This is a genomic window from Streptomyces sp. NPDC051576, assembly GCF_040681835.1.
GTDB lineage: Bacteria > Actinomycetota > Actinomycetes > Streptomycetales > Streptomycetaceae > Streptomyces.
Genome location: NZ_JBFAZO010000003.1, coordinates 35,124 through 54,505, shown reverse-complemented (window position 1 = coordinate 54,505; position 19,382 = coordinate 35,124). Strand labels below are relative to the sequence as shown.

The following is a 19,382-nucleotide window of genomic DNA, read 5'->3' as shown; positions in this document are numbered from 1 at the left end:
GTCAGCCGCTGTGGCGGCGGAACTGTCCGAGGTACGACGGGGTGGGCGAACCCAGACCGGAGGACAAGTCGTAGCCCCTGGTCGCGCTGAGGCCGTAGTCGCGGCCGAGAGCGTAGAGGAGGTATCGGTAGGTTCCGGAGTCCGGGCCCATGTCGCGGATGACGGCGGTGGGCCGGGCCGGGTCCTGGATGTCGTGGAAGACTCCGGTGCTCCGCATCGCGTACAGCAAGGGGTTGGCGAAGCCCAGGGTGTGGCCGGACAGTTGCTCGGCGTCCGCCTGGAGGGCGGCGAAGGCCGGGGCGGCAGCCGAGGTGCCGCCGTAGCCGACTGTTTCGAACTGGCCGGACACTGTGTAGCCGATCACGACCGGGATGGCGCCGTCGCCCTCCATTGAGACGTCCGGTGTGGTGCGGTGGCCGTGTGCGAGGGCGTGGGGGACGGTGCCGCGCTGGTACCAGGGCTGCTTGAAGTCGCTGGGGCCGCCTCCGCTGCCGAACGTGAACAGGCCGGGCAGTGGCTCCCACGCCGTGCTTTGAGGGGACAGGATCGACAGGTTGTCGCCCATGCTGGTTTCCCAGGCGTACCTGCCGTCCTTGGTGGTGGCCAGCGTCGTGCCACCGACAGAGGTCACCCAGGGCGAGCCGCTCGGGAAGTCGGCCTGTGCCTGGGTGGTGTTCGGGTCGCAGTTGAGGCCGCCGGGGGTGGCGTCGGGTGACTGGTCGCCGCAGTCGCCGGCGGCGAAGTATGTTCCGATGCCCTCTGCCGCGGCCTGCCGGAACAGTGTGTTCCACGCATTGAGGAGGGCAGGCGTCAGGTGCGGGGCGCTGGTGTGGATGACCTCGGCCCACGAGTTCGAGATGATGTCGGCGGCGTGGTGGTCGATGACGTATGACTCGGCGTCCATGAGGTCCGTGTCCAGGCAGGAGTTGGCGCCGACGTAGAGAACGCTGGCGTCGGGCGCGTACCCGTGGGCCATCTCCACGTCGAGGGCCTGCTCGCCGGCCCAACTCGTAGGCGGGGCACAGGCTTTGGTGATGTTCCAGTCGGATGGGCTGATCCGTTCGCGGTACTGGCCCGGTCGGAAGGGGCGGTCGCCGGTGGCCGTGGCGTAGGTGTTCGCGTCCTGTTCGGCGGTGGGGCTGCCGTACGCGCCCACGATGGCGACGGTGCGGCCCCTTCCGGTGGCGCCCGCGGCGGTCACCCCGTAGGCGTGGCGCAGCAGGGGTGGCGTGTAGGGGCAGGGGGCGAAGGTCTGCGTCTTTCCGTATGCCTTGGGGAGCGTGGTGGCCCGCCGTTCGCCGAAGTATGCGGAGCACACGGCTCGACGGGCGTCGAGGTGATGCTCGGTCTGGCCGAGGGGGCGGGCCGCGGCAGGCAGGTTGAAGGAGAGGCCGTCGAGAGCCTTCGCGTCTTGGGCCAGGGAGGCGGGGACGCGGATGTCGTCGGCCGGCGCCTGGATTGTGCCTGCCGAGGTCTCGTAGCGGTGTATCCGGGTGCCCAGCGCCGTCGCGACGTCGGCTTCGGAGCCGGTGAGTTGGAGATAGTGCGGAGTGTCTTCGGTGATAGTCAGGTGCGCGTCGGTGAGCCACCGTGTGATCCGGTTCCGGGCGCTGGGGGTGAGGCCGAAGCGTCTTTCGTACTGCGCCGGGGTGAGGTAGTGCCGGTAATGAGGGCTGGTCGGTGTGGTGACGGCCGTGAGGAAGGCGTCGAGGCCGTTCGGGTCGCGCGTGCCCAGGTAGAGGCGGGCGGTGAGGTTCGTGGTCGTGGGGATCCGGCCGGCGTCCTCTGCCGCGGTGAGGTGGTCGGGGTGAGTGCCGGGGATGGTCACAGGGCTCGGCGATGCGGCGGCGTGGGCTGAGGGGGTGAAGGCGCCAAGGAGCGCGGTGAGGGCTGTCGCCCCGGTGAGGGCGCGGCGTGTTCGGACAAAGGGCATGGGTGTGCCTGCAGGCTTTCTTCGAGTGGTGGAACAGGGCATGCCGGGCCGTGGCGTGTGCCGTCCCGCGGTGTTTCGGGCGTGCGGTGTGCGGTGCGTCAGGTGTGGATCGCCCGCCCGCGATACAGCCGTTCGGGGATGCCGGTGAACTCCAGGTCCAGGCCGAGGCCGTCACGTTCGGCGTGGATGTGCAGGTGCGGCTCGGTGGTGTTGCCGGTGTTCCCGACTTCGCCGAGGAGTTGTCCCGCGTGGATGGTGTCGCCCGTCCTCACGGTCACCGAGCCGGGGCGCAGGTGCGCGAGTTTGATGATCTCGCGGCCGGTGTCGAGGAAGACGTGGTTGCCGTACGGCGGTTGGTAGCGGATTTCACCGGGCTTCTGGTCCTGGACCGTGTTGGCGGCGGAGATCACGCGGCCGTCGCAGGGGGAGTGGACGGGGTGGCCGTAGGCGGCGTACGCGCCCAGGTCACGGCCTCGTCGCGTGCGGGTGCCCAGGGTGCCGAGGGCGACCAGGTCGAGGGCGCCGCGTTGTTCCGGTACCTGGGCGTGGTGGTTGAGCATGCGGCCGCCGCCCTGGACGACGTACCAGGTGCCCACCAGCGGGAACTGAAGTGGTCGCGACAGAGGCGCCCGCCAGCGATGGCGGCGCGCGGCGACGACCAGCCACAGGGATCCCGTGAGGAGTGCGAGGCCGCCGGCGAGGCGCAGCACACCGTTGCCGTTCGGCAGGTCGGGGAGCCGCCATGTGGAGGCGAGCGCCGCGACGGCGCCGGCCTCGACCGTACGGCGCAACAGGCGGGGCTGTTGTGCGGGTGCGCCGCAGCCTTCGACGATCACGTAGAAGCCTGCGAGGGTGGCCATGTCGCCGAGCCAGGCGGCGCGGTCGGCGGCTGTCCAGACGGTCAGGATGTTCCAGACAGTGACCAGAATCAGATACGTCGCCCATGTCACCGGCGCGGGCAGACGCAGGCGGCGCCGGGACGGCGTGTAGTGGGCGCCTTCGATGCGCAGGGCACTGAGTTCGCCGCCCGGCGCCACCTGGGCCCAGGCGCGCACCCTGCCCTGGCTGCCGGACACGATCAGTCCGTCGGGGCTGTCCGTCACCGTGTCGAGTTCCCCGATGCGGGTGAGCGTGGCACGGACGATCCGCTGAAGAGTGTCCGAGCCGACCTCCTCTGTCACTTTCGGCGCAAGGCGAGGCCAGTCATCCGGATCCGCCGCGAGGAAACGCTGTAGGGCGCGGGCCTCGGCCGGCTGCGGGGCACGCTGCGACTCAGGCGTCAGATCGTGCACGTACGCTCCCAAGGGCCGGGGATGCGATGCCGATTGCGGGCGATCAACCGGTAGGCGGCCTCGGCCGTATGCCGTATGCCGGGCAGGGTGAGCGTTCGGCCCACCATGCGGGCCGTCGAGCCGCCCGTTGCGAACCATGCGGTGAACGCCTGTGCTCCACCATGGAGTTGGCCATCCTGCACGAGCCACATGCGTTCGCGCGCTTTCTGATGGGTCAGTCCGTACGAGGCCAGGTCCGCGCTCTGGTACGGCAGCAACTGTCCGGCCAGGCGCAGACGGGAAGTCCGCGCCAGGCGCGTAACGGTGAAGCGGCAGAAGCCGCAGGTGCCGTCGAAGACGATCACAGGCTCAGACATGATCGTGGGCTTCCTTCCGGAGACGCGAACCGGACGTCCTGGTGGCGGAGCCGGTGAGTGGGGATATTCGCCAGCTTCGAGCCTCGGGTGGCCAACCGGTGGCCAGTCGTGCGTATCCGGCCTGCGCACGGCGCCACATCGACCGGTAGTCGTCGTCCCTGAGGCAGACACAGTCCGCACCGATCATCAGCAGCCCGAAGCAGACAAGGCCCATAAAGGCTGCGATGCCCAGGTGCATTCCTTCCAGGGCGAGAGTGTTGACCTTGCGCAGCCAGGGCCGGGAGGACAACAGCGCGAACGAGAAGGCCAGTTCGACGAAGATCGTCGCGTACGAGACGATTGTCGCGACTCCGTCCTGCCAGACCTTGCCGAAGATCTTCCAGTAGCCGGCCGTGAAGTACAGGATGGCCGTCTGGAAGACGATGAGGAACGCGGCGAGGTTGTGCAGCACGGTGGAGAACTGCGTCTGGTCCGCCGTCTCGCCTCCATTGAGGAGCGGTCCGCCCTGGCGCGCGCCCTGCATGATTCGGTCGGTCATGCGGCGAGCCTCATCGCCTTGCGGGCGGAGGCTCTCGGCTCACGCACGCCTGACAGTGATACCGCTGGTGAGGCCTCTGCCATCCACGCGCTCAGCCGCCGGGCGCTCGAGGAGATGCGGGCCGTCACCAGCATGCTGCGTTCACAGGACGGCGATCCACGGGTGGGCAACTTGCGCGAAATACCACAACTCCTGGCTCGTGCTGGCCTGACCGACAGCGCCCGCATCGCTGTCGACGCGCCGGATCGCTGGCCGGGCGACGTCCAGCACGCCGCCTACCGCGTTGTGCAGGAGGCCCTGACGAACGCGGCACGACACGCGCCGGAAGCACGGATCGAGGTGACGGTCGACTCCTCGACGTCGGACGGTTCGGGGGAGCAACTGTTCGTGGAAGTGCGCAACGAGCCCACTCGTCTCGCTGTGCCGTCGATACCGCGCGGCGGGACTGGTCTTGCGGGCTTGTTTGAACAAGTAACCCAAGTCGATGGCGAGTTTGTGTACGGGAGGACCGAGGACGGTGGTTTCCACGTGCGGGCGGTGTTCTGAAGGGCGGTTGCGATGGGCGAGGGGGGTCAGTTGGTACGCGTCGCCAGTCCAGGTGTTCATGAGCCGAAAGCCGCTGCCCAGCGCCCCGCCATGCGCGAGCGATGCGTGAGCGGATGATGTGACAGAGACCATCACGGCATGGACGGAGCACGGTGCACCCACCACATGCCCTGACCAGGTCGTTCCGGACAATGAACCAGCGTCCGGAACCACCCAACAAGCTTTGGCGCTCAACCGAAGTGCAAGTGATCACGACCTCGCAGACAGCCTCGGAGCAAGCGACTTCAGCACTTCCTCCCAGCGGTAACGATCGGCCCCGCCGCCGGCCTTCGGCCGGTGAGGTTCGTACGAGCCGATCAGGACGCCTATCTCGCGCAGCCGTTCCAGACTCTGGTGGTATGCGCGGTATGCGCGGAATTCAGGTAGTGCGGCACGGCGACCGGGATGCCCATGGCGGAGCCGAGCACGCGATGCGCTCCCGCTGATCCCAAGGCCGTACCCGTAGGCATCCACGACTCGCTCCAGCAAGCTTCCGCGATGCTCGGCACCCCCATGTCTGTCTGACCGACGCAACAGGTACGAGCCGACCCCCGAACAGCGGTGGGCCCGGCCGGCGCGAGTAGCCGGCCGGGCCCACCGCGTGCGACCCGTTTCCGTCGCCGGCGTTGCTCAGTGGTCGGAGTAGCTGAAGTCGCCCATGGTCCAGGCGCTGACGTCGTCGATCGCGACCCGGTACATCCCGCCCGTCTCCGGGATTCCCACTGTGCCTTGCAGGATCCGGGCGACATGGAAGTGCAGATGAGTGGGCGGTCCGTCCTTCTTCGCGGGGGTGTCGAAGACGGCGGAGAACTCTCCCAGGCGGGCGGAATCCGTCAGCACCTCCGACACCCGGCGACGCCACACGGCTTCGGGAGCCAGGCGGCCGGTGATGACAGCGCCACCGGTGACCACGGTCAGGGACATCTGGTTGCTCTGCCCGGACTCCACCACGGTGGCGACGTCAACGAGCAGCTGGTCAGGCTTGGACATGGGGCAGATTGTATTTGCCGGCCGTTCGACTGCTTGAGCGGTGGCCCAGGGCGCAGGTGCCGCCTCCGTGGCCGTGACCGCCTCACCCCTGCCCGCGTCACTGTTCGAGGCTGATTGCCTCACTGTCGAACGCGCGGAAATCTGTGTTTGTTGGAGTAGACATTGGGGTGCGGGTGTGTTTATGGTTCTCTCGTAGCTCAGAGAGACAGTAGGGCCGGGCAGACACGAACTGCCGGGCAGCAGTACAAGCAGGTGCAGTGCGAAGGACGGTGCGGTGGTGGAGTCGCGAAGCCAGGTTGTTGCAGGACGGCGACGGGACTGACGACCGCACCGGGTGGCCCGCGGTGATCAGGGGCCGCCGTGAGCAGTACCGCAAGTGCAGTTCAGTAGGTGCAGTTCGCAGTACCCGTCAGGTAGCAGTTGATCCCAGAGGGAAGAACGGAGGAACAGAGCGCCATCAGGATCGCCCGGGCCGACACATTGAACCCGGGTACCGCAGGACATCGATAGTGAGGTGGTCTCCGGTCAAGCAACCGCGATCCCAGCACCCCCGACGGCATCAAGGTCGGGGCTGCGGAAACAGAAGGCCGGCGCGGCATCCGAGCCGGCAGATGGTGTAGTAGTTCCTTCGGGGCCTTGGTGCCATTGGCACCAAGGCCCCTCTACGCGTTCCACAGAGAGGTGCAGATGACAGCAGATGACTTGTTCGGCCGTATCGACGACGAGGACTACCCCGCCTACACGATGGGCCGGGCCGCCGAACTGCTCGGCACCACCCAGGGGTTCCTCCGCGCCATCGGCGAAGCCCGTCTGATCACCCCGCTCCGCTCCGAGGGCGGACACCGCCGCTACTCCCGCTACCAGTTGCGCATCGCCGCCCGCGCCCGTGAACTCGTCGACCGCGGGACCCCCATCGAGGCCGCCTGCCGCATCATCGTCCTCGAAGACCAGCTCGAAGAAGCCCAGCGCATCAACGCCGAACACCACCGCACCGCGGAATCGACGAAGCCGACGAACACGGCCTGAGACGGGGCCTGCCGGCATCGGCGGGCGCCCCCGTACAACCCGGTCCCGGGGTGGGCAGCGTTGCGCGGGCGATGCGGCCGTGGCGGGATGCCCCGGTCGGCCCGGGACCTTGACGAGGTGCCGGCGTCCGTGACGGAGGGGAACTGAGCATGGCCGTCGTGCCGGTGCCGTTGACCCACCTTTGTGATCGTCAGCCGGCCCGTAGCTCGGTCGTCGACCCGGCCGTCTCGCGCAGAGCCCGCAGCAGTGCCGCCGCCGCAGTGATGCCCAGCGTGTCCGGCCACAGCAGGGCGAAGACGTTGCGGGTGGGCCAGTCGGTGAGGGGGCGGGCCACTACCCGGGGGTCGGTGTGGGCGGTGACGGCCAGTTCGTTGAGGACGGTGAGGCCGATGCGGTGGGCCACCAGGTGGTGCAGGGTGAGTTGGTCGTCGGCGGTGGCGGCGATGCGGGGTGCGAAGCCGGCGTCGCGGCAGGCGGCGAGGAAGCGGGTGCGGCCGGACTCCAGTACCCAGCGCTCGTCCGCCAGGTCGGCGAGCCGGACGCCGGTCCTGGCCGCGGCCGGATGGTCGGCGGGGAGCAGTACGCAGCGCCGGTCGGTGAGGAGGGGGATGCGGCGCAGCCGGGGGTCCAGGGTGAGGGAGCCCTCGCCGGCCGCCTGTGCCGGCGTTTCAGCCGGCCCAGTTGGCTCCGACGCCGCCACCTCGCACATCACCGCCAGTTCCACCTCCCCCTCCAACAGCAGGCTGTGCGAGACATGGCACTCGGACTGGGTGACCGTGACCTCCAGTTCCGGGTGGGTGCGGCGGAGGGCGCCGAGGGCGCGGGGGACCAGGGTGACGCAACTGCTCTGCATCGCAGCGAGGCGGATGCGGCCGCCGGCCGGGGAGGTCAGGACGGACAGTTCGGACTCCGCCGTGCGCAACGCGGCCAGGACGGTGTCCGCGTGCCGGGCCAGGGCGTGGCCGGCCGGGGTGAGGCGGACGCCACGGCCGCGGCGGGTGACCAGGGGGGCGCCGACGGTGCGCTCCAGCATGCGCATCTGGTAGCTGATCGCGGGCTGGGTGTAGCCGAGGGACTCGGCGGCGGCCGTGTAGGTGCCGGTGCGGGCGACCTCGGCGAGGACCTGCAACTGTCGGGGGTCGTACATCCGGCAAGCATAAAGACCCTTTATTAATTCCGGGTGACATTCGAATTGGACCGTCGGGAGCGACGCCGACGATGCTTGTCCCGTGCCTACGGACAGCTCGACAGACAGCTCTACAGACAGGTCAACGGACAGCTCAACTGACAGCGTTCTCGTGCGTCTTGAGGGAGTTAACAAGTACTTCGGGGCCCATCATGTTCTGCGTGATGTCGATCTCGATGTGCGGGCCGGTGAGGTCGTCGCTCTGATCGGGGCGTCGGGGTCCGGGAAGTCCACTCTGTGTCGCTGTGTGAACCGGCTGGAGACGGTCGACTCCGGGCGGATCACGCTGGCAGGGGAGCCTCTGCCCGAGGAGGGGCGGGAGTTGGCCCGGCTGCGGGCGCGGGTCGGGATGGTCTTCCAGGCGTTCAATCTGTTCTCGCATCTCCGTGTGGTCGAGAACATCGCCTTCGCTCCGGTGAAGGTGCGCGGACGGTCGCGCTACGACGCCGCCGAGCGGGCCCGTGAGCTGCTGGCCAGGGTCGGGCTCGCCGACAAGGGGGACGCGTACCCGGGGCAGTTGTCCGGTGGGCAGCAGCAACGCGTCGCCATAGCAAGGGCGTTGGCCATGGATCCCGAGGTGCTGTTGTTCGACGAGCCCACGTCGGCGCTGGACCCCGAGATGGTCGGTGAGGTGCTGGACGTCATGAGCTCGCTCGCGGCCGACGGGATGACCATGCTCGTCGTCACGCACGAGATGGGCTTCGCCCGTCGGGCCGCCGACCGCGTCGTCTTCCTCGACAACGGGAGGGTCGAGGAGACCGCGGCGCCCGACGAATTCTTCGACGGCCCGCGTTCCCCGAGAGCGCGTGAATTCCTGTCGAAGGTTCTCGCTCACTGAATCAGCACAGCAATTCCCGATAGTGCTTCCCGAAAGTGCTTCCTGTAAGAGCTTCCCGAAAGATCTTCCCGGAAAGGCCATTCCCCATGAGAACGCGCCGTATTCTCACCGCCGCCTGTGCCCCCGCCGCGCTCGCCCTCACCCTGACCGCGTGCGGGGGCGGTTCCGCGGCCCTGCCGGCCGCAGCGTCAGGATCGGCGACCGCCTCCGGCGACGCGTACCAGCAGGTCCTGGACGCCGCCCCCGTCGCCTCCACCGCCCAGATACCGGCCGGCAGCCTCATGGCTGCCATCAAGAAGCGCGGCACGCTCGTCGTCGGCGGCACCGACACCGCGGCGCTGTTCTCGCTCAAGGACCCGATCACCGGCAAGGTCACCGGCTTCGACGCCGGGCTCGCGGCGATGCTCGCGAAGTACCTCACCGGCAGCGCGAGCAGGACCAAGCTCGTGCAGGTCGACGTCTCCACCCGCGAGCAACTGCTGCGCAACGGCACCGTCGACACCGTCTTCGCCACCTACTCCATCACCCCGGAGCGGGCGAAGAAGGTGGACTTCGCGGGGCCGTACTACTCCTCCGGCAACGCGATCCTCGTCAAGAAGGGCGACACCGCCATCACGTCCGTCAAGGACCTGAACGGCAAGAACGTGTGTGCGCAGAGCGGGTCCACGGCTGTCAGCAACCTCAAGGAGTTCGCCCCGAAGGCGACCGTCCTGCAGTTCGAGGGCAACAGCCAGTGCGTCGAGGCCGTCAAGCAGGGGCGCGCGGACGCCTACGTCAACGACCAGGCGTTGCTCGTCGGCGTCCAGTACCGCGACTCGTCCGTGCAGGTGGTCGGCAAGCCCTTCACCACCGACCCGTACGGCATCGGCGTACCGAAGCAGTCCCCGGAGATGAAGAAGTTCGTCGACGCCTGGCTGGAGAAGATCGAGGCGTCCGGGCTGTGGGCGAAGCTGTGGAAGGCGACGCTGGGCACCGCCGTGACCGGTGACGCCCCGAAGCCGCCGGTGATCGGCTCGGCCGAGGGCAGCTGATCCACGCCATGACCGACCATCTCCCGGACATAGCAGGCCAGTTGGGGCACGGGCTGCTGCTGACGCTCGCCCTGACCGCGCTCGTCTTCGCGGGCGCGGTCGTGGGCGGCGTCGTAGTGGCCGTGCTGCGGATCTGCCCAATAAAACCGCTTCGGGCAGTCGGCGCCGCGTACGTCGCCGTGTTCCGCAACGTCCCCCTCCTCGTACTGCTCGTGCTGTTCGTGTTCGGGCTGCCCGATCTCGGCCTGCTGTACCCGCTGTTCGCCACCGCGGCCACCGCGATGGCCCTGTACTGGGCGGCGTTCGTGTGCGAGGTCGTCCGCTCCGGGGTCCGGGCAGTGCCGCCGGGGCAGGTGGAGGCGGCACGCGCGCTCGGGCTCGGCTTCGGGGCCTGTCTGCGGTACGTGATCCTGCCGCAGGCGATCCGGCCCATGGTGCAGCCGCTCGGCAACATCTTCATCGGCTGTGCCCTCAGCACGTCGCTGGCGGCGGCGGTCGGCGTCGCCGAACTCACCGGCCAGGCCCAGTTCGTCACCCTCCAGTACGACCAGCCGCTGACCAGCTTCGCCCTCACCACGGTCGTGTACGTCGCGATCACCCTCACCTCCGGCCTGTTCACCGGTCGGCTCGAACGGCGACTGGCGGTGGCCCGATGACGATGACGAGGACGACGACGCCGAAGCACGGCAAGACAAAGCACGGCGACCAGATTCACCTGCTCTTCGACCCGCCGGGCCCCCGCGCCCGCCGCCGTATCCGCATCGCCACGGCCGTCTCCCTCATCGCCCTCGCCGCGCTACTCGCCCTGGCGGTACGGCAGTTCGCCGCGCACGGTCAGCTCGATCGCAGCCAGTGGTGGATGTTCGGGCAGTGGCCGGTTCTCCGCTTCCTCCTCGACGGGCTCGGCGAGACGCTGCTCGCCACGGCGGTCGCCGCCGCGCTCGCCTTCCCCCTGGGCGGTCTGCTCGCGCTGGGCCGGCTGTCCCGGCACCGGTGGACGCGCGCGGTGGCCCGGACGTACGTCGAACTCTTCCGTTCCGTACCGCTGTTGCTGCTTCTCTACGTCTTCCTGTTCGGGCTGCCCGGCATCGGCCTGACCTTCCCGGTGTTCTGGCAACTGGTGATCCCGATCGTGCTGGGCAACGCCGCCGTCGTCGCCGAGATCGTGCGGGCCGGGGTGCTGAACCTGCCGCGCGGGCAGACGGAGGCCGCGTACAGCCTCGGTATGACACACCGTCAGACCATGTGGCACGTGGTCGCACCGCAGGCGCTACGAGCGCTGGTCCCGGCCCTGGTCAGCCAGTTGGTCCGGCTGCTGAAGGACTCGACGCTCGGTTACGTCGTCAGTTATCTCGAACTCCTCCACCAGGCAAAGGTGTTGGGCGAGTACTACCACGCGGTGCTGTCCACGTATCTGGTCGCGGCGGCCTGCTTCATCGCCGTCAACGCGGCCCTGTCCAGGACGGCGGCCTGGCTCGAAGCCCGCCGCCCCTGAAACCCGTAAGGAAGTTCAAGCATGTGCCGCCTGCTGGGCGTGGTCACCCGCGCTCCCGTGCCCCTCGCCACCGCCCTGGACGAACTCGCCGTCCCCTTCGCCGAGTTGAGCCACGAACACCACGACGGCTGGGGCATCGCCGCCTGGACCGGACAGGCCGCGGGCCCCCGGATCGTCAAGGACACCGCCCCGGCGGCCGGCAGCGGCCTCTGGGACGAGACCCTCACCGGCCCGCCCGCCGACGCCGCGCTGCTGCACCTGCGCCTGGCCAGCCCCGGGCTGCCCGTCGCCCCCGGCAACACCCACCCCTTCACCGCGGGCACCTTCGCCTTCGCGCACAACGGGTTCTTCGCGCCGTACGACGCCCTCGACGAGCTTATCGACGCGGATCTGCTGGCCGGAGCGGCGGGCGACACCGACTCCGAGCGGTACTTCCTGCGCGTCCTGACCCTGCTGCGGGACGCGGACCCGGTCGACGCCCTCGCCCGCGCCGCGGCGGACGTCCGGGCCCGCGCGTCCTACGCCAGCCTCAACTGCCTGCTGCTGACGGAGCAGGCGCTCTACGCGTACGCGGACGAGGACCCGGCCTCCGAGCCCAGCCGCCGCCGCGGCCCCGACTTCTTCCGGCTGCGGTACCGGATCGACGCCGACGGGGGCCGGGTGGTGGTGGCCTCCAGCGGGCTCCCGCAGCCCGAGGGGGAGTGGAGTGTGCTGCCGTACCGGCAGATCCTGGAGATCCGCCGCTCCAGCCTGCGGGTCTCGGTCCACCGGGTGGCGGGCGATCCGCGGGGGCGGCCTCGGACGGCCGGGGCGCCGCATCCCGCGTGACCCGGAAAGGTCAACTCCTGCTGATGGGCCGGTCTTCGTGATCCCCGCTCTGATCAAACGTGGCGCAAACTTTCGAGTCGTCGACGAACCGGACCCTCATCACCGGCATCGGCCATCCCCAACGTGACCTATTCTCCCGTCAGTTCCAGCGAACACCTGACTGGATCGCACAGGTCGTGGGGGAACGTGTTCATGGGGCGAAGACAACCGCTGGTGGCGTCCGCCGTTTTCGCGGTGCTGATCGTCGGCTGCTTCGGGCCGGGTGTGGCTGTCGCGGACGCTGCCGCCGGTACGGCGCTCTACGTCGACGACGCGGCCGCCGGCTGCAGTGACACCGGTCCGGGTTCGGCGGCGGAGCCCTTCTGCCAGATACAGGCGGCCGGAGACGCCGCCGCTCCCGGTGACACCGTGTACGTCGCGGGCAGCAAGGTGCCCTATGCGCCGGTCACCGTCCGGTCCACGGGTACCGCCGACGCACCCGTCACCTTTCTCTCCGCACCCGGCGACGGATCGCCCGTCACCGTCGCGGGCAAGGACACGGCGGCGGTCACGTTCGCCGGCGCCCAGTACGTCGACATGGCCGGGATACGGGTCAGCGCGTCCCGGGCCACCGCGCTGGCCGTCACGGATTCGCGGCACATCACCTACCGGGCCACCTCCGCACAGAGCACCCTCGTCACCGGCACCACCTCGGTGATCTCGGTCGACGGCTCCTCCTCCGACATCTCGCTCACCCGCGTGCATGTCAACCAGGGGACCGGGACCGACTTCAGCAGCGCGGCCGGGGCGCGGAACATCACCCTCGCCGACGACATATTCCAGGGCGGCGGTGTCGCGGCCGTAGGCACGACGGGGATCGATCTCGCGGGCGACACCTTCACCACGGTCTGCGGCGACGCCATCAGCCTGACCGACGGCAGTTCCGGGTCGGTGGAGAACACCGTCGCGCTGCCCGGCGGTACGACGACGTGCTCCGGCACCGGTACCCCGGCCGAGATCACGGTGGACGCCGCCTCCGCCCCGCAGGTCGCCGCGGACTACAACGCGGTCAACCCCTTGTCGACCGGGACCGACTACGACTGGGCCGGCACCGTGTACGCCACCACGCAGGCGTTCCGGTCGGGCACCGGACAGGGCGCCCACGACCTGGATCAGACGGATCTGACGATCCCCGCGAACGGGCTGGCCTCGGAACACTCACCGCTCGTCGACTCGGCAGACGCCGACGCTCCCGGTGAGCTGTCCACGGACATCGACGGCCACGCACGCGTCGACGACCCACTGGTCGCGGACACCGGCAACGGCACTGGTCACACCGACCGGGGCGCCACCGAGTTCCAGGATCCCTTCACGGCGAGCGGCATCGACATGAGCACCGGCCAGGAGGCCGGGTACGTCGGGGTTCCGGTCACCGCCACCGCGCGGCTGAGCAATCCGTGGTCGGACCCGCTGGACGGACTGACGTACACCTTCGACTTCGGTGACGGCACCACGGCCACCTCCACCACCGGCTCGGCCACGCACACCTACACCCAGGACTCCGGGGTCGGCGCATTCCAGATCGCGGTGCTGGTGAACAGGGCCGACGGTACTCGGGTCGGTGCCGCCCTCGTCGAGCACGAGGTCGATCCGGTGCCGGACCTCACCTCGGACGTCGGCTGCGGGACCAGCCCCTCGGCGCCGGACGCCGCCAGTTGCTCCTACGACGTCGGTTTCGATCCGTACGCGATCACCAGCGACCGGATCACCTACGGCGACGGTTCGACGGCCGTCACCGTCACGCCGTACAGCGGCACGGTGGAGCACACCTACGCGGCCCCCGGCACGTACACCGTCACACAGACGGTCGCCGACTCCGGCGGCCGGACCACCACCTCGACGGCCCGGGCCACGGTCGGTGCGGCCTTCGTGTTGGCGGGTCCCGAGCGGCTGTTGGACACCCGGTACGGGACCGGCGCGCCCAAGGCGCGGGTGAGCCCCGGTGGCGTGGTCCGGCTGAAGGTCCTCGGTGTGGGCGGCATCCCGTCGTCCGGGGTGACGGCGGTGACGCTGAACATCACCGACGCGGGCGCCACCGCCGCCGGCTATGTGACGGTCTACCCGGACGGCACCACCCGCCCCAACACCTCGAACCTCAACTTCGGGGCCGGACAGGACAATCCGAACCTGGTCACCGTCAAGGTGGGCGCCGACGGCTACGTCGACCTCTACAACGCGCACGGCGACGTGAACCTCATCGCCGACCTCGCGGGGTACTACACCACCAGGGCCGGCTCCGAGCAGGACATGACCGGTCTGGCCACGGTGACCCCGACCCGGGTGCTGGACACCCGCTCCGGCATCGGGGCGCCCAAGGGCGCGGTGGGGCCGGGCAGCACCACGACCGTCACGCTGCCCGAGTACACCCGGGGCGGGGCGACCGACAGCGCCGTCCTCAACGTCACCGTGACCGGAGGCACCAGCAGCGGGTACGTCACCGTCGCCTGCGACGGCCCCACCCCGCCGACCACGTCCACCCTCAACTACCGGGCCGGACAGACCGCTTCCAACCTGGCCGTCTCCTGCGCGTACTCCGGCAGCCTCCACATCTACAACAGCGCCGGACACGTCCAGTTGATCGCTGACCTGCAAGGGGTGTACACCAACGACCTGGCGAACTCGGGCGACGACCCGGACGCCCCCCGCGGCGGCCCCTTCGTGGGAACCACACCCACCCGTTTCCTCGACACCCGCGACGCCCTGGGCGCCCCGGACAAGCCGCTGGGCGCGGGCGGCACCCTCACCGTGAAGGTCGCCGGTGTCGACGGCGTCCCGGCGGGAGCCTCCGCCGTGCTGGTCAACCTGACGGGCGTCGCCCCGACCGTCAACACCCACCTGACCGCCTACGGCGACGGCAGCCTGCCGAACGTGTCCAACGACAACCTGACCGCGGGCCAGACCCGGCCGATCCTGGCCGTGGTCCCGGTCGGAGCCGACGGATCCATCCGCATCCACAACGCGCTCGGCTCGGTCGATGTCGTCGCCGACCTGGAGGGTTACTTCGGCTGACGCGGCGGTTTGGTCGCGCGGACGAGGGCCGAGTGCATGCCGTCCGCGACCGAGTGCGTCGGGGTGATGACGATGTCGGTGAAGCCGGCGGCTTCGAGGCCGGACCGGTACTCGGCGAAGGACAGCGCGCCGGCGATACAGCCGACGTAGTCACCGCGTTCCCCGCGCTGTCCGGGGGTGAGCGTGTCCTCGGCGACGACGTCCGAGACGCCGATACGGCCGCCGGGCCTGAGGACGCGGAAGGTCTCGGCGAAGACGGCGGGCTTGTCGACGGACAGGTTGATCACGCAGTTGGAGATGACCACGTCGACGGTGTTCGCGGGCAGCGGGATCGCCTCGATGGTGCCCTTGAGGAACTCGACGTTCGTCGCGCCCGCCCTCTCGGCGTTGGCCAGCGCGAGGGCGAGCATCTCCTCGGTCATGTCCAGCCCGTAGGCCTTGCCGGTCGGGCCGACGCGGCGGGCGGACAGCAGGACGTCGATGCCGCCGCCGGAACCGAGGTCCAGGACGCGTTCGCCCTCGCGGAGTTCGGCGACGGCGGTGGGGTTGCCGCAGCCGAGGGAGGCGGCGAGCGCTTCGGTGGGTACGGCGTCGCGTTCGTCGGTGGCGTAGAGGGTGGAGCCGAAGTTGTCGTCTGCCTCGACCGGCTGCGGCCCGCAGCAGCCGGACCCGCCCTCGGCGACCTGAAGGGCTGTGGCCGCGTATCGCCGACGGACGGTTTCACGCAGGTCGGTGGACTGTTCGCTCATTGCGTCACTCCTCGGTGGGACAGATGCCAGGCGCCCTAGCTGGCTGTATCGACATCTGTTGATGCAACCTTGCGCCTCGAATCGAAAGACGTCAATATAGAGAGGTGTCAAAACAAGAACTTGAAGTGATCGGTCAGGACGCCACGTGCTGCCCGGCTCTGGCTTCGGCGCCTCTGGAGGACGAGCGCGCCGCGGAGCTGGCCAGGGTCTTCAAGGCGCTGGGCGACCCCGTGCGCCTGCGCCTGCTGTCGATGATCGCCTCGCGGGTGGGCGGCGAGGTCTGTGTGTGCGAGATGACGCCCGCCTTCGACCTGTCCCAGCCGACGATCTCCCACCACCTCAAGCTGCTGCGGCAGGCCGGCCTGATCGACTGCGAACGCCGTGGGACCTGGGTGTACTACTGGGCGCTGCCCGACGCCCTGGAGCAACTCGCCGCATTTCTTACGACGCCCCGGACCGCCGGGGCGACGGCGTGACCGCGTCCCTCGCTCGCCGTGCCGCCGCCGAGGCGCTCGGAACCGGACTGCTGGTGGCGGTGGTCGTGGGCTCCGGCATCCAGGCGACCGGGCTCTCGCACGACGTCGGCGTGCAGTTGCTGGCCAACTCGCTGGCCACCGTTTTCGGTCTGGGTGTGCTGATCGCCCTGCTCGGGCCGGTCTCCGGCGCCCACTTCAACCCCGCCGTCACCCTGGCCGCCTGGTTCGCCGGCCGTCGTACGGGTGGCGGGCCGGGGCCGCGGGAGGTCGCCGCGTATGTGTCGGCGCAGGTCGTGGGGGCGATCGGCGGCGCGGTGCTCGCCGACGCCATGTTCGCCGAGCCGCTGGTGCGGTTCTCCCGCCACGAGCGGTTCGCCGGTCATCTGTGGCTGGGGGAGGTCGTCGCCACGGCCGGGCTGATCCTGCTCGTCCTCGGCCTGGAGCGCGTCGGCCGTGCCTCCCTGGCCCCGGCCGCCGTGGCCTCCTACATCGGGGCCGCCTACTGGTTCACCTCCTCGACCTCCTTCGCGAACCCCGCCGTCACCATCGGCCGCGCCTTCACCGACACCTTCGCCGGGATCGCCCCCGGCTCCGTCGCACCGTTCATCGGGGCGCAACTGCTGGGCGCCGTAGCCGGGTTGGCGGCCGTGGCGGTGGTGTACGGACGCGTCGCCCGTCCCGCGGACGTCGTGGTTCCGCACGGCGAACAACCCGGACTCGACCCCTCCCTACCGGCCCTTCGCCCGCAAGGACAGCTCCCATGAGTGCCAACTCCCCGCGCCCGTCCGTGTTGTTCGTCTGTGTCCACAACGCCGGCCGCTCCCAGATGGGCGCCGCCTTCCTCACCCATCTCGCCGGCGACCGGGTCGAGGTCCGGTCGGCGGGCTCGGCCCCCGCCGACGCGGTCAACCCGGCGGTGGTCGAGGCGATGGCGGAGGTGGGCATCGATGTCTCCGCCGAGACACCGAAGGTGCTCACCGTCGAGGCCGTACGGTCCTCGGACGTCGTGATCACGATGGGCTGCGGGGACGCGTGCCCCGTCTTTCCCGGCAAGCGGTACCTGGACTGGCGGCTCGACGATCCCGCCGGTCAGGGAGTGGACGCCGTACGGCCGATCCGGGAGGAGATCGAGCGGCGGGTGCGCGGTCTGCTGGCCGAGCTCGGAGTTGCCGTCAGGGGGTGAGGCCTCCTACATTCCCGGGGTGAGCATGGGCTACGACCGATACGGGGCCGGGGTGTGGAGCGGCCGGACCTACGGCACCTTCCGGCCCGGTACGCCATGACGACCCGGCTGGCCGCCGCCGTCATCGTCCACGACAAGGCCGAGGGCCGGGTCGTCCTCATCCAGCGGGGCGAGCAGGCCATGTTCGGCTGCGGCATGTGGGACCTCCCCGCCGGCAAGCACGAACCCGGCGAGCCCATCACCGAGACCGCCGCACGCGAGCTGTACGAGGAGACCGGGATCGTCGTGGCGGCGGAGTCCCTGAAGGTCGTGCACCTCGTCCATGCCGCCAGGGGAGTGGAGGCGCCGCACGGCTTTCTCACCGTCGTCTTCGTCGCCGACAAGTGGTCCGGCGACCCCGAGAACCGCGAACCCCTCAAGCACGCGCAGGTGCGGTGGGTCCAAGTCGACTCCGTACCGGAGGAGTTCGTACGAGGAAACGGCCAGGCCCTACGGCAGTACCTGGACGGCGTCGAACCTCAGGTGTCCCCGTACGGATGGGAATAGGACATGGACTCCGCTGCTCATCTTCTGCACCTGCGCCGTGAGTCGGACGCTTTCCGCGACTGTCTGCACGGTGATCTGTCCGCGCCCGTCGAGCACTGCGGCGACTGGACTCTGCGTGAACTGGCCGTGCACCTGGGCGGCGGGAACCTCTGGGCCGCCACCGCCGTGACCGAGGGGCACGGGGACTACCGGGAACCGACGGTGCCCCCGGACCGGGACGGGCTGGTGCGGTGGTTCGAGGAGACCGGAGCGACTCTGCTCAAGACGCTGGACCGGGAACCCGCCACCCCCGCCTGGACGTTCCACCCGCCGCACACCGTCGGCTTCTGGCAGCGACGCCGGTGTCAGGAGACGCTGATCCACCGGTGGGACGCGGAGCACGCGCTCGGCGTGCCGAGGCCGCTCGACCCCGAACTCGCGGGCGACGGCGTCGCCGAGGTCTTCGACACGATGGCGCCCCGGCAGATCGCCGCGGGGCGGGCCCGGCCGCCCGAGCGGGCGCTGCGGCTGGAAGCGACCGACACCGGTGCCTCGTGGACGTTCGGCCCGGGTGAGCCCGTGGCCACTCTCGCGGGCTCGGCGGAGGATCTGCTGCTCGGGCTGTGGGGCCGTAGGCCGGTGGACGGCGGAGCCTTCGGCTGGGACGGCGACCGGCGGGCCGGACTGCGGGTCCTGGAAGGGCCGTTGACCGCGTGATCGAGGGTAGGTTGAGCCGGTGTCCACGCCACCCTTGATCCTGCTGCTGTCCGGGAGCCTGCGGGCCGGTTCCTCCAACGAGGCCGTCCTGCGCACCGCGCGCGCCGTGGCGCCCGAGGCGCGGGTGGAGACCGTACGGTACGACGGTCTCGCGGAGCTTCCGCACTTCAACCCCGATGACGACCAGGACCCGTTGCCGCCGCCGGTGGCCCAGTTGCGGGCGGCGATCGACCGGGCGGCCGGGATCCTGATCTGTACCCCGGAGTACGCGGGCACCCTGCCGGGCTCGTTCAAGAACCTGCTGGACTGGACGGTCGGCGGCACCGAGATCGGCGACAAGCCGGTGGCCTGGGTCAACGCGGCCGCCCCGGGGCGCGGCGGAGGCGCCGAGGCCACGCTGCGGACGGTTCTCGGCTACACCGGCGCCGCCGTCGTCGAACCGGCCTGTGTACGGATCCCGGTGGACCGGGGGATGCTCGACGCGGACGGCCTCATCGCGGACGCGGGTGTACGTCGTCAACTCGGCGAGGTGCTGCGGTTGTTGGCGCGCGGCGGCAGCACCCGCTGAACCCCGGGCGCCAACAAC

General features: G+C 69.9%; 21 protein-coding genes and 1 pseudogene. 14 read left to right on the top strand and 8 right to left on the bottom strand.

The genetic code is table 11. The features are described 5' to 3' along the window. Position 1: 1 nt before the first annotated feature. From AB0M63_RS09995 to AB0M63_RS09980, 4 genes are all read right to left on the bottom strand, one after another. A complete protein-coding gene (locus tag AB0M63_RS09995) occupies positions 2-1,933 on the bottom strand; it encodes a S53 family peptidase (protein WP_366019037.1) in 1,932 nt (643 codons plus the stop codon). 98 nt (positions 1,934-2,031) lie between these two features. Further along, a complete protein-coding gene (locus tag AB0M63_RS09990; RefSeq protein ID WP_366019036.1) occupies positions 2,032-3,114 on the bottom strand; it encodes a M23 family metallopeptidase in 1,083 nt (360 codons plus the stop codon). Positions 3,115-3,212: 98 nt separating this feature from the next. After that, positions 3,213-3,581 (bottom strand): DUF393 domain-containing protein, encoded by a 369-nt coding sequence (locus tag AB0M63_RS09985; protein WP_366019035.1) that lies wholly within the window; start codon positions 3,579-3,581, stop codon positions 3,213-3,215. Continuing rightward, on the bottom strand, positions 3,574-4,119 hold the full coding sequence (locus tag AB0M63_RS09980) for a hypothetical protein (protein ID WP_366019494.1): 546 nt from the start codon (positions 4,117-4,119) through the stop codon (positions 3,574-3,576). The genes AB0M63_RS09985 and AB0M63_RS09980 overlap by 8 nt, the downstream gene beginning before the upstream one ends. On the opposite strand from AB0M63_RS09980, the gene AB0M63_RS09975 reads away from it, so the two are divergent. After that, the gene (locus tag AB0M63_RS09975) at positions 4,024-4,665 is read left to right on the top strand and encodes a histidine kinase (RefSeq protein WP_366019034.1); all 642 of its coding nucleotides are present in this window, start codon (positions 4,024-4,026) and stop codon (positions 4,663-4,665) included. The two genes, AB0M63_RS09980 and AB0M63_RS09975, sit on opposite strands and share 96 nt — an antisense overlap. Before the next feature lie 249 nt (positions 4,666-4,914). Here the strand turns inward: AB0M63_RS09975 and AB0M63_RS09970 are convergent. Both AB0M63_RS09970 and AB0M63_RS09965 read right to left on the bottom strand, forming a co-directional pair. Beyond that, positions 4,915-5,120, bottom strand: a pseudogene (locus AB0M63_RS09970) (flavoprotein); the annotation flags it as partial. A 214-nt stretch (positions 5,121-5,334) separates the two neighbouring features. Then, a complete protein-coding gene (locus AB0M63_RS09965) occupies positions 5,335-5,694 on the bottom strand; it encodes a hypothetical protein (RefSeq protein ID WP_355923596.1) in 360 nt (119 codons plus the stop codon). Between the two features lie 687 nt (positions 5,695-6,381). On the opposite strand from AB0M63_RS09965, the gene AB0M63_RS09960 reads away from it, so the two are divergent. Further along, positions 6,382-6,720, top strand: coding sequence for a MerR family transcriptional regulator (locus AB0M63_RS09960; RefSeq protein WP_355923598.1), 339 nt, complete (start codon positions 6,382-6,384; stop codon positions 6,718-6,720). A 190-nt stretch (positions 6,721-6,910) separates the two neighbouring features. Here the strand turns inward: AB0M63_RS09960 and AB0M63_RS09955 are convergent, their stop codons facing one another. After that, on the bottom strand, positions 6,911-7,867 hold the full coding sequence (locus tag AB0M63_RS09955; protein ID WP_366019033.1) for a LysR family transcriptional regulator: 957 nt from the start codon (positions 7,865-7,867) through the stop codon (positions 6,911-6,913). Positions 7,868-8,018: 151 nt separating this feature from the next. Between AB0M63_RS09955 and AB0M63_RS09950 the strand changes: the two genes are divergently transcribed. The 6 genes from AB0M63_RS09950 to AB0M63_RS09925 all read left to right on the top strand — a co-directional run bounded on the left by AB0M63_RS09950 (position 8,019) and on the right by AB0M63_RS09925 (position 15,146). Further along, the gene (locus AB0M63_RS09950) at positions 8,019-8,744 is read left to right on the top strand and encodes an amino acid ABC transporter ATP-binding protein (protein WP_366019032.1); all 726 of its coding nucleotides are present in this window, start codon (positions 8,019-8,021) and stop codon (positions 8,742-8,744) included. Between the two features lie 86 nt (positions 8,745-8,830). Further along, positions 8,831-9,775 carry a glutamate ABC transporter substrate-binding protein gene (locus tag AB0M63_RS09945; protein WP_355923605.1) on the top strand — a complete coding sequence of 315 codons (945 nt, stop codon included), beginning with the start codon at positions 8,831-8,833 and terminating at the stop codon, positions 9,773-9,775. An 8-nt stretch (positions 9,776-9,783) separates the two neighbouring features. After that, positions 9,784-10,431, top strand: coding sequence for an amino acid ABC transporter permease (locus tag AB0M63_RS09940; RefSeq protein WP_366019031.1), 648 nt, complete (start codon positions 9,784-9,786; stop codon positions 10,429-10,431). After that, positions 10,428-11,270: an amino acid ABC transporter permease gene (locus tag AB0M63_RS09935; protein WP_366019030.1), complete on the top strand. Its 843-nt coding sequence runs from the start codon at positions 10,428-10,430 to the stop codon at positions 11,268-11,270. Before AB0M63_RS09940 ends, AB0M63_RS09935 begins: the two co-directional genes overlap by 4 nt. 21 nt (positions 11,271-11,291) lie before the next feature. Further along, positions 11,292-12,098, top strand: a complete 807-nt coding sequence (locus AB0M63_RS09930) for a class II glutamine amidotransferase (protein ID WP_366019029.1) — start codon at positions 11,292-11,294, stop codon at positions 12,096-12,098. Between the two features lie 192 nt (positions 12,099-12,290). Next, positions 12,291-15,146, top strand: coding sequence for a PKD domain-containing protein (locus AB0M63_RS09925; RefSeq protein WP_366019028.1), 2,856 nt, complete (start codon positions 12,291-12,293; stop codon positions 15,144-15,146). Here the strand turns inward: AB0M63_RS09925 and arsM are convergent. Next, a complete protein-coding gene (arsM, locus tag AB0M63_RS09920; RefSeq protein WP_366019027.1) occupies positions 15,134-15,895 on the bottom strand; it encodes an arsenite methyltransferase in 762 nt (253 codons plus the stop codon). The genes AB0M63_RS09925 and arsM overlap by 13 nt on opposite strands. A gap of 104 nt (positions 15,896-15,999) precedes the next feature. Between arsM and AB0M63_RS09915 the strand changes: the two genes are divergently transcribed. The 6 genes from AB0M63_RS09915 (at position 16,000) to AB0M63_RS09890 (ending at position 19,364) form a co-directional block, all read left to right on the top strand. Then, complete coding sequence (locus AB0M63_RS09915; RefSeq protein WP_366019026.1) at positions 16,000-16,371, top strand: metalloregulator ArsR/SmtB family transcription factor; 372 nt, start codon at positions 16,000-16,002, stop codon at positions 16,369-16,371. After that, positions 16,368-17,135, top strand: coding sequence for an aquaporin (locus AB0M63_RS09910; RefSeq protein ID WP_366019025.1), 768 nt, complete (start codon positions 16,368-16,370; stop codon positions 17,133-17,135). Before AB0M63_RS09915 ends, AB0M63_RS09910 begins: the two co-directional genes overlap by 4 nt. Then, positions 17,132-17,554, top strand: coding sequence for an arsenate reductase ArsC (locus tag AB0M63_RS09905; RefSeq protein WP_355923621.1), 423 nt, complete (start codon positions 17,132-17,134; stop codon positions 17,552-17,554). Before AB0M63_RS09910 ends, AB0M63_RS09905 begins: the two co-directional genes overlap by 4 nt. Before the next feature lie 96 nt (positions 17,555-17,650). Beyond that, the gene (locus AB0M63_RS09900; protein WP_355923669.1) at positions 17,651-18,100 is read left to right on the top strand and encodes an NUDIX domain-containing protein; all 450 of its coding nucleotides are present in this window, start codon (positions 17,651-17,653) and stop codon (positions 18,098-18,100) included. Between the two features lie 3 nt (positions 18,101-18,103). After that, a complete protein-coding gene (locus AB0M63_RS09895; RefSeq protein WP_366019024.1) occupies positions 18,104-18,796 on the top strand; it encodes a maleylpyruvate isomerase family mycothiol-dependent enzyme in 693 nt (230 codons plus the stop codon). Positions 18,797-18,815: 19 nt separating this feature from the next. Further along, a complete protein-coding gene (locus AB0M63_RS09890; RefSeq protein WP_366019023.1) occupies positions 18,816-19,364 on the top strand; it encodes an NADPH-dependent FMN reductase in 549 nt (182 codons plus the stop codon). Positions 19,365-19,382 lie beyond the last annotated feature (18 nt).

What these genes read in the sequence shown, in the direction of transcription:
- AB0M63_RS09995 (WP_366019037.1), bottom strand. Translation starts at nt 1,933, where the DNA reads ATGCCCTTTGTCCGAACACGCCGCGCCCTCACCGGGGCGACAGCCCTC.
- AB0M63_RS09985 (WP_366019035.1), bottom strand. Translation starts at nt 3,581, where the DNA reads ATGTCTGAGCCTGTGATCGTCTTCGACGGCACCTGCGGCTTCTGCCGC.
- AB0M63_RS09980 (WP_366019494.1), bottom strand. Translation starts at nt 4,119, where the DNA reads ATGACCGACCGAATCATGCAGGGCGCGCGCCAGGGCGGACCGCTCCTC.
- AB0M63_RS09965 (WP_355923596.1), bottom strand. Translation starts at nt 5,694, where the DNA reads ATGTCCAAGCCTGACCAGCTGCTCGTTGACGTCGCCACCGTGGTGGAG.
- AB0M63_RS09960 (WP_355923598.1), top strand. Translation starts at nt 6,382, where the DNA reads ATGACAGCAGATGACTTGTTCGGCCGTATCGACGACGAGGACTACCCC.
- AB0M63_RS09955 (WP_366019033.1), bottom strand. Translation starts at nt 7,867, where the DNA reads ATGTACGACCCCCGACAGTTGCAGGTCCTCGCCGAGGTCGCCCGCACC.
- AB0M63_RS09945 (WP_355923605.1), top strand. Translation starts at nt 8,831, where the DNA reads ATGAGAACGCGCCGTATTCTCACCGCCGCCTGTGCCCCCGCCGCGCTC.
- AB0M63_RS09940 (WP_366019031.1), top strand. Translation starts at nt 9,784, where the DNA reads ATGACCGACCATCTCCCGGACATAGCAGGCCAGTTGGGGCACGGGCTG.
- AB0M63_RS09935 (WP_366019030.1), top strand. Translation starts at nt 10,428, where the DNA reads ATGACGATGACGAGGACGACGACGCCGAAGCACGGCAAGACAAAGCAC.
- AB0M63_RS09930 (WP_366019029.1), top strand. Translation starts at nt 11,292, where the DNA reads ATGTGCCGCCTGCTGGGCGTGGTCACCCGCGCTCCCGTGCCCCTCGCC.
- AB0M63_RS09925 (WP_366019028.1), top strand. Translation starts at nt 12,291, where the DNA reads ATGGGGCGAAGACAACCGCTGGTGGCGTCCGCCGTTTTCGCGGTGCTG.
- arsM (WP_366019027.1), bottom strand. Translation starts at nt 15,895, where the DNA reads ATGAGCGAACAGTCCACCGACCTGCGTGAAACCGTCCGTCGGCGATAC.
- AB0M63_RS09905 (WP_355923621.1), top strand. Translation starts at nt 17,132, where the DNA reads ATGAGTGCCAACTCCCCGCGCCCGTCCGTGTTGTTCGTCTGTGTCCAC.
- AB0M63_RS09900 (WP_355923669.1), top strand. Translation starts at nt 17,651, where the DNA reads ATGACGACCCGGCTGGCCGCCGCCGTCATCGTCCACGACAAGGCCGAG.
- AB0M63_RS09895 (WP_366019024.1), top strand. Translation starts at nt 18,104, where the DNA reads ATGGACTCCGCTGCTCATCTTCTGCACCTGCGCCGTGAGTCGGACGCT.